The organism is Streptomyces sp. NPDC058674 (assembly GCF_042716505.1).
Lineage (GTDB): Bacteria > Actinomycetota > Actinomycetes > Streptomycetales > Streptomycetaceae > Streptomyces.
Genome location: NZ_JBHXSC010000127.1, coordinates 1 through 6,630 on the forward strand (window position 1 = coordinate 1; position 6,630 = coordinate 6,630).

General features: G+C 71.0%; 8 protein-coding genes. All 8 read right to left on the bottom strand.

Annotated features, from left to right (window positions below; all coding sequences use genetic code 11):
• Positions 1–94 precede the first annotated feature (94 nt).
• A complete protein-coding gene (locus ACFWU6_RS33340; RefSeq protein WP_383985196.1) occupies positions 95–631 on the bottom strand; it encodes a hypothetical protein in 537 nt (178 codons plus the stop codon).
• Positions 632–726: 95 nt separating this feature from the next.
• Complete coding sequence (locus tag ACFWU6_RS33345) at positions 727–1,404, bottom strand: uracil-DNA glycosylase (RefSeq protein WP_383811189.1); 678 nt, start codon at positions 1,402–1,404, stop codon at positions 727–729.
• 121 nt (positions 1,405–1,525) lie between these two features.
• Positions 1,526–3,109, bottom strand: coding sequence for an ABC transporter substrate-binding protein (locus ACFWU6_RS33350; RefSeq protein ID WP_383811186.1), 1,584 nt, complete (start codon positions 3,107–3,109; stop codon positions 1,526–1,528).
• A 152-nt stretch (positions 3,110–3,261) separates the two neighbouring features.
• Positions 3,262–4,023, bottom strand: coding sequence for an SDR family oxidoreductase (locus ACFWU6_RS33355; protein WP_383811184.1), 762 nt, complete (start codon positions 4,021–4,023; stop codon positions 3,262–3,264).
• Between the two features lie 20 nt (positions 4,024–4,043).
• Positions 4,044–4,805 (bottom strand): 3-oxoacyl-ACP reductase FabG, encoded by a 762-nt coding sequence (fabG, locus tag ACFWU6_RS33360; protein ID WP_383985199.1) that lies wholly within the window; start codon positions 4,803–4,805, stop codon positions 4,044–4,046.
• A 250-nt stretch (positions 4,806–5,055) separates the two neighbouring features.
• Positions 5,056–5,439, bottom strand: a complete 384-nt coding sequence (locus ACFWU6_RS33365; RefSeq protein WP_383811178.1) for a DUF3037 domain-containing protein — start codon at positions 5,437–5,439, stop codon at positions 5,056–5,058.
• Positions 5,436–6,275, bottom strand: coding sequence for a HipA family kinase (locus tag ACFWU6_RS33370; RefSeq protein ID WP_383811175.1), 840 nt, complete (start codon positions 6,273–6,275; stop codon positions 5,436–5,438). The genes ACFWU6_RS33365 and ACFWU6_RS33370 overlap by 4 nt, the downstream gene beginning before the upstream one ends.
• 18 nt (positions 6,276–6,293) lie before the next feature.
• The coding region (locus ACFWU6_RS33375; RefSeq protein ID WP_383985202.1) for an isochorismatase family protein at positions 6,294–6,630 on the bottom strand (337 nt) is incomplete at its 5' end.

Here is a 6,630-nt window from a genome sequence, read left to right on the forward strand (position 1 = left end):
GGCGCCCGAGTACTGGACGTACTCGGGCGCCCCGACAACGCGGCGAGGTGCGGTGCCGGGCGCCGCGGGCCAGGCGGGACTTTGACGACAGGGCCTAGGGGGACTGCTCGGGGAAGGGCCGGGGCCGCTCCCCCGGGTCCGCGGCGAGGCTGCGCTCCAGCCGCGCGATGGCGGCCCGTACGCCGTTGCCGTACCCGTCGTCGGAGAGCGCGCCGGTGGCGGCGCGGGCGCGCGCAAGGTGGACCCGGGCGGCTTCCGGCCGCCGCAGCTTGACGTAGTCGGCGGCGAGGCTGAGGTGGAGCGACGGGTAGAACACCCGCATGGCCCGCTGCCCCGCCCGTCCCGCGGTCCGCACGCCGGGGATGCCCTCGCCCGGCGCGGAGGCCGCCGGAGCGGCCGCTGTGAGGGCCCGCAGGTCCCAGGCCAGCTCTTCGGCGGGGTCGTCCTGCGCGTCCGCCATGTAGTGCGCGAGCGTGCAGCGGTGGAGGGAGTCCCCGTCCTCGCCGATCTCGGACCAGATCTCGCCGAGCCGGTTGCGGGCCTCCTCGCGGTCCCCTGCGTGCAGCAGGATGACGGCCTGGCCGATCCTGGTCATGACGGCGTCCTCCGACGCCTCCTGCTGCTCCGTCAACGCGGCCTCCGGCTGGCTCCTCCGGACCTCCTGCGGTCCGGTCGTCACGACGCTAGCCGCAGGCACCGGCATTGGCGCCGAGGCGCGGGGGGACGTCAGCCGAGGTCCGGGATCCGCCAGTCGATCGGCTCATGGCCCTGGGCGGCGACGGCCTGGTCGATCTGCGTGAAGGGCCGGGACCCGAAGAACTTCTTGGCCGACAGCGGGGACGGGTGGGCGCCCTTGACGACCGCGTGCCGCTCCTCGTCGATCAGCGGGAGCTTCTTCTGGGCGTAGGCGCCCCACAGCACGAAGACCGCCGGGTCCGGGCGGTCGGACACGGCGCGGATCACCGCGTCGGTGAACTTCTCCCAGCCCTTGCCCTTGTGCGAGTTGGGCTCGGCCTCGCGGACGGTGAGCACCGCGTTCAGGAGCAGGACGCCCTGCCGGGCCCACGGCATCAGGTACCCGTTGTCCGGGACGGGCAGGCCGAGCTCCTCCTTCATCTCCTTGTAGATGTTGCGCAGCGAGGGCGGGGTCTTCACCCCGGGCTGCACGGAGAAGCACAGGCCGTGGCCCTGGCCGGCGCCGTGGTAGGGGTCCTGGCCGAGGACCAGCACCTTCACCTGGTCGAAGGGAGTGGCCTCCAGGGCCGCGAAGACCTGCTCGCGGGGCGGGTAGACCGGCCCGTTCGCCCGCTCCTTCTCGACGAACTCGGTGAGTTCCCTGAAGTAGGGCTGGTCCAGTTCCCCGCCGAGGACGGGGAGCCAGGACTCGGGCAGCAGCTGGGTCACGACGACAACCTCCGGTACGAGTTCGTGCAACTGCTCCAGAACCTACCCGGGGCCACTGACAGCACCGTCGGCCGCCCGGCCCGGGACCTCGGTCACCGGGGCCGGGCGGCTGCTTCCGCCCCTACCAGCTGGTCTTGCGGTACAGCTCCCACATCTGCATGGCGGTCTGCGGGTCCAGTGCCCGCTCGGCGCCCGCGATGTCCTCGCGTGCGGCGACGTACAGCTTGCCCTGCCACAGCGGCAGCAGCCGGACGTCCTCGGCGAAGATCTGCTGGGCCTGTTCGAACTCGCGGACCCCGGCCGAGCGGTCGCCCTCGCGGCGGGACTTGGGCAGCAGCTCGTTCAGGATCTGCGCGGGCTCGTACGGGGTGCCGACCGCGTTCTCCTTGCCGACGAACGGCGCGATGAAGTTGTCCGGGTCCGGGAAGTCGGGGAACCAGCCTCGGCCGAAGATCGGGTACTCGCCGCTCTTGTAGCCCTCCTGGAAGGCCTTCCAGGGCTGGCCGCGCAGGGTGATCTTGAAGAGCAGGCTCTCGTCGAGCTGCCGCTTGAGCTCGGTGAACTCGTCGGCGGTGGAGGCGCCGTAGCGGTCGGTGGTGTACCAGAGGGTCAGCTCGACCGGCTGGTTGATCCCGGCGTCCTTGAGGATCTTCTTGGCCTTGGCGACGTCCGAGTGCCCGTACTTGTCGAAGAAGGGCGTCTTGTGGCCGACGACCCCCTTTGGGACCATCGAGTACAGCGGCTCGGCGGTGCCCTGGTAGACCTTGGACACCAGCTCTCCGCGGTCGATGATCTGGGCCATCGCCTGGCGCACGGGAAGCTTGTTGACCTGCGGGTCCTTCGGGTTGAAGACGAGGTAGCGGATCTCGGCGCCGACGTTCTCGACGACCTGGACGCCCTGCGCGTGCGCGGCGGGGGTCTGGAGGTCGCGGATCTCCACGGCCGACAGCCCTCGGTAGGTGGCGTCGATCTCCTTCGCCTTGAGCGCCGTGACCATCTGCGCCGAGTCCTTGAAGTAGCGGATGGTCACCGCGTTGTTGCGCCGGTTGGCGAAGCCCGCGTAGCCGCCGTTGCGGCTGAGGACCGCTTCGCCGCCCTCCTTGTACGAGTCCAGGAGGTACGGGCCGGAGCCGGTGATCTTGCCGTCCTCGCGCACCTTGTCGGCCGGGTAGTCCTTGGGCGCGACGAGCGAGGCGGCCGGCGAGCCGAGCACGTACGGGAAGGTGGCGTCCGGGGTCTTCAGGTGGAAGACGACGGTCAGCGGGTCCGGGGTCTCGATCTTGTCCAGGGTTCCGAAGAGGTCCTTGGGGCCGAACTTGCTGCCGATGGTCCGGATCCGGTCGAGCGAGTGCTTGACGGCCTTGGCGTCGAGCGCCTCACCGTTGGAGAACTTCAGGCCCTTGCGCAGGGTGCACCGGTACGACTCGTTGGCCGTGTCCGTGAACTCGCAGCTCTGGGCGGCGTCCGGCTGGGGCTTGGTGGAGCCCGTGGGGAACGCCATCAGGGTCTGGTAGACGTTCCGGTACAGCTCCCAGGAGCCGTCCCACGCGGCCGCCGGGTCGAGGGTGCTCGGTGCACTGGTCGTGCCGACGACAATTCTCTTCTGGTCGTCACCGCTGTCGTCCGAGAGCAGTCCGCATCCGGCGAGCAGGGATATGGACGCAAGGGCCGCAGTGATCTGCAGGCATCTGGTCCGGTTGAACACGTGCACGCTCCTCGATCAGCCAGGGGTGCGGCAGACCCTACCGCAGTGCCCCACGAATCCAATGGATAGGTTTCGTGGGGCACTTGACCGGTTCCGTGCATATTCGTGATGCATTTGGCTCCCCTTTGGAGGCAAATGCGTCCGATTATCGGTCAGTGCACACCGGCATTGAGGAACATTCCTCCGTCGATCACGAGAGTTTGCCCGGTGATCCATTCCGCTTGTGCAGATGTGAGGAATGCCGCGGCCCCGCCGATGTCCTCGGGGGTCCCGAGCCGGCCGAGCGGGTACGCCGCCGCGGCCTCCTGCTCGCGGCCCTCGTAGAGCGCCTGGGCGAACCTGGTCTTGACCACGGCGGGGGCGATGGCGTTGACCCGGACCCCGGGCGCCATCTCGTGCGCGAGCTGGAGGGTGAGGTTGACCATGGCGGCCTTGCTCATCCCGTACGCGCCGATGAAGGGCGAGGCGGAGACGCCCGCGATCGAGGCGATGTTCACGATCGCCCCGCCGTTCTCCTTCTGCCAGGCGTGCCAGGTCCGCTGCGCGAAGCCGAGGGCGGAGACCACGTTGGTCTCGAAGACCTTGCGCGCGACCCCGAGGTCGAGGTCCGCGATCGGGCCGAAGACCGGATTGGTGCCGGCGTTGTTCACGAGGAAGTCGACGCGGCCGAAGGCCTCCATCGTGCGCTCCACGGCGACGGCCTGGTGGGCCTCGTCGTGCGCCTTCCCCGCGACCCCGATCACCCGGTCCGCCCCGAGCCGCTCCACGGCCTCCTTGAGGGCCTCCTCGTTGCGCCCGGTGATGCAGATCCGGTCGCCGCGGGCGACCAGGGTCTCGGCGATGCCGTAGCCGATGCCCCGGCTCGCCCCGGTGATCAGCGCGACCCTGCCGCTGTCGGTGCCGTCGTACGTCATGGCGTGCGTCCTGCCTCTCGTCAGTTGAGCGGGCCGCCGGCCACGTACATGACCTGGCCGGAGACGAAGCCGGCGGCCTCGCCCGTGAAGAAGGCGATGGCGTTGGCGATGTCGTCCGGGCGGCCGACGCGCTGGACCGGGATCTGGGTGGCGGCGGCGGCCTGGAACTCCTCGAAGCCCATGCCCACGCGAGCGGCCGTCTGGGCGGTCATCTCGGTGACGATGAAACCGGGGGCGACGGCGTTGGCGGTGACGCCGAACTTGCCGAGCTCGATGGCCAGGGTCTTGGTGAAGCCCTGCAGGCCCGCCTTGGCGGCGGAGTAGTTGACCTGGCCGCGGTTGCCCAGCGCCGAGCTGCTGGAGAGGTTGACGATGCGGCCGAACTTCGCCTCGACCATGTACTTCTGGCAGGCCTTCGACATCAGGAAGGCGCCCCGGAGGTGCACGTTCATGACCGTGTCCCAGTCGGTCTCGCTCATCTTGAAGAGCAGGTTGTCGCGCAGGACGCCCGCGTTGTTCACGAGGACGGTAGGCGCGCCGAGCTCGCTCGCGACGCGCGCCACGGCCGCCTCCACCTGGGCGCCGTCGGAGACGTCGCAGCCCACCGCCAGGGCCCTGCCGCCGACCGCGGTGATGGCCTCCACGGTGTCCTTGCAGGCGGCCTCGTCGAGGTCGAGTACGGCGACCGCCCGGCCCTCGGCGGCCAGGCGCCCGGCGGTGGCCGCGCCGATGCCCCGGGCCGCCCCGGTCACGATCGCGACGCGCTGCTCGGTGGTGGACATGCTGGATCTCCTCGCCCTTGAGAGGCGGCCGCCCAGAGGTGAGCAACCGCTTAGTAGCTTCAGCTGAGGAGACGCTAGGAGCCCTGGCACTCCGTGTCAACGGCTGCCCGGTCCGAGCGGCCCGCCTGTCTCCCCGGCCCGGGGGACGAGCGGCGCCCCGGTACCGCGGCCGGAAGGGTCCACGGTGCCGCGACGCCCGCCACGGGCCGGCACGGCCCGCCACAGCCCGGCACACCCTCCGGCCAGAGCACTACAGCACCAGCAGGTCCAGGAGCCGCCGCACCTCCCGTGCGGGGTCGGCGGTCAGGCCGGTGTGCACGGGTCCCGGCTGCACCACGGTGCTGCGGGGTGCGATCAGCCAGCGGAACCGGCGCCCCGCGTCGTCCCCGGCCGCCTGGCCCGCGCCCTCGCCGCCCCCGCACACGCCCTCGACCCCGTGCAGGGCGGCCCGCACCCCGGCCACGTCGGCCTCCGGGTCCAGGGCGAGGAGCTTGGCCTCGTCGAGGTGGGTGCGCGCGGCCACGTACGAGTGGGCCCGGCAGTAGACGATCACGCCGGCGTTGAAGCACTCGCCCCGTTCCATCCGGGGCACCACCCGCACCAGCGCGTACTCGAACACGTCCCTCTTGATCACTCGCTGTCGCTCTTCTTCCGGTGGGACGGGGGGGCGAGGCGCTCGGCGAGCCATCCGGGCGGTCCCGACCGCGGCCTCACCTCGGCCTCCATCGTGATCCGCTCGTGGATGGCGGCCGCGCGCGGCAGCAGCACCTCCACGTAGGCGCGGCGCAGCGCGTCCGCGGAGTCGAAGCCGGGCTCGTCGACCAGCCATTCGTCGGGGACGTCGGCCGCGACCTCGGTCAGCAGCTCCTCGGTGACGAGCGGCGCCAGCTCGGCGGCCGCGGCCGCGATGTCCGGCCCGACGGGGGCCAGTACGTGGTCGGAGGCGTTGTACGGTTTCGCGGCGGCGGCCGCGGCCGTGGGCCAGTTGTGGTGCCAGATCATGGTGGCGCCGTGGTCGATGAGCCACAGGTCCCCGTGCCAGACCAGCATGTTCGGGTTGCGCCAGGACCGGTCGACGTTGTTGATCAGCGCGTCGAACCAGACCACGCGCCCCGCCTCGGCCGGGTCCACCCGGTACGCGAGCGGGTCGAAGCCGATCGAGCCGGGGAGGTAGTCCATGCCGAGGTTGAGCCCGCCGCTGGCCTTCAGCAGCTCCTGGACCTCCTGGTCCGGCTCGCCCAGCCCGATGACGGGGTCGAGCTGCATCTGCACCAGCGGCGGGACCCGCAGCCCGAGCCGCTGGGCGAGGCGCCCGCAGATGACTTCGGCGACCAGGGTCTTGCGGCCCTGGCCGGCTCCGGTGAACTTCATGACGTAGGTACCGAGGTCGTCGGCCTCGACGATTCCCGGGAGCGAGCCGCCCTCACGCAAGGGCGTGACGTAGCGGGTCGCGATCACTTCGGACAGCATCCGCCCAGACTACGGCGGTCAGTGCGCGGGAGCCCACTGCGCGAGCAGCTTTTCGGCCGTGGTGATGGCCGCCACGAGGCCGAGGGAGTTGCGGATCACCTCGGCGGTGCAGGAAGCGGGGACCCCGGCGACGGCGTCGGCCGGCACGACCACCTGGTAGCCGAGGTTCACCGCGTCGAAGACGGTGTTGGGGATCGCGATGTTGGAGGAGACCCCGGTGACGACGAGGGTGCGGATGCCGAGGTTGCGCAGCAGGGCGTCGAGGTCGGTGCCCGCCATCGGGGACAGCCCGTGCAGTCGGCGGACCACCAGGTCACGCTCGTCCACCACGATGGGGGAGGCGACCTCCACGGCC